This is a genomic window from Streptomyces sp. NPDC054840 (assembly GCF_053611065.1).
Window position 1 is genome coordinate 1 of record NZ_JBSGZP010001106.1, and the last position, 1,375, is coordinate 1,375.

Below are 1,375 nucleotides of genomic sequence, written 5' to 3' on the forward strand. Positions count from 1 at the left end.
TACCGCGGGGTGGAGGCCGGGGCGCCGATGCGGCCCGGCGCCCGGCGGCTGCTGACCGCCCTGGAGGCGGAGGGCGTCCCCTTCGCCCTGGTCAGCGCCTCACCGCGGGTCGTCGTCGACTCGGTGGTCGGGGGCTCCCTTGCCCATGTCCCCTTCGCCTTCACCCTGTCCGCCGACGACACCGCTCGCACGAAGCCGCACCCGGACCCCTACCGGGAAGCCGCCGGGCGCCTCGGCCTCGCACCGCATACCTGCGTGGCGGTGGAGGACTCGCCGGACGGCGCCGCCTCCGCGGAGGCCGCCGGCTGCGCGGTCCTGGTCGTCCCGTCCCTGCTGGTGGTCCCGGCGTCACCGCCGCGGACCTTCGCCGAGTCCCTGGAGGACGTCACCGTGGCACGGCTGCGGCGCTGCCTGACGGCCGTCGGCTGACCCCGGACTCAGGCCGGCAGGCCGAGGATGTCCAGAATGCCCTCCGCGTAGGCGGCGGTCCCCGAACCCGGGGCGGTGGCCACCTCACGGCGGAAACCCTCCACACCCGTACGGATGAAGGCGGTGCACTGCCCGTGCAGTCCCGCCTCGTGGGTACCGCCGTCGTCCACCGTGCACAGCAGGGCGAGCAGGGTCCACAGCAGGGCCTCGCGGGTCGCCTGCCGGGGCGGCCGCGCCGACCACACGGCCATCAGCACGGCGCACACCGCCGGAGCCGGTGGCTTCAGGTGCTCCGCGAAGAAGACATGTCCCTCCAGCGCATGGAACGCGGCGGGATGCCCCTCGGCGGCATCCCGCACCGCGTCCACCAGATGGCCCGCCGAGCGGCCGCAGCCGCACTCGATGGACTCCCAGTCGTGCCGCGCGATCTCCACCACCACGGCATCCGGAACCAGCGGGCTGCGCAGCACCGCGGACCGGCGCAGCAGAGCCTGCTGCCGCTTCTCGCTCCCCGTCATGGGGCACAGTATGAGGCCAGGTCGGAGTGGGCGGCGAGGGGGGTCGGAACCGGATCACAGGGGCCGTCGTCTGAGACCCCGTGTGGATGAAACGAAGAATTGTGGCACTGCTGTTCGCCCTGCTCGCGACCCAGCTGGGCGCGCTGGTCAACCCCGCCTACGCGTGCGGGTGCGGGGCCATGATCCCCGACGGGCAGTCCCGGATCGGAGTCGACCGGGAGACCTCCGTCGTGCGCTGGGACGGCCGCACGGAGCAGATCGTCATGCGGTTCTCCGTCGGCGGGAACGCCCGCAGAGCCGCCTGGATCATGCCCGTACCGAGCCGGGCCACGGTGGAGCTGGGCGACGGCGCGATGTTCGACGAACTGGGCCGGCTCACCCGGCCCGAGCACAAGACCCGCGGCTACTTCTGGCCGCGCGAACGCGAC

3 protein-coding genes are annotated in these 1,375 nt (G+C 73.5%); 2 read left to right on the forward strand and 1 reads right to left on the reverse strand.

The features are described from left to right. Positions 1–429, forward strand: a 429-nt coding sequence (locus tag ACWGIU_RS37915) for an HAD family hydrolase (RefSeq protein ID WP_453712636.1), incomplete at its 5' end; no start/stop codon positions are given. An 8-nt stretch (positions 430–437) separates the two neighbouring features. Here the strand turns inward: ACWGIU_RS37915 and ACWGIU_RS37920 are convergent. Beyond that, the gene (locus tag ACWGIU_RS37920; RefSeq protein ID WP_453712638.1) at positions 438–947 is read right to left on the reverse strand and encodes a hypothetical protein; all 510 of its coding nucleotides are present in this window, start codon (positions 945–947) and stop codon (positions 438–440) included. Between the two features lie 86 nt (positions 948–1,033). Between ACWGIU_RS37920 and ACWGIU_RS37925 the strand changes: the two genes are divergently transcribed. Next, positions 1,034–1,375, forward strand: a 342-nt coding sequence (locus ACWGIU_RS37925) for a DUF2330 domain-containing protein (protein ID WP_453712639.1), incomplete at its 3' end; no start/stop codon positions are given.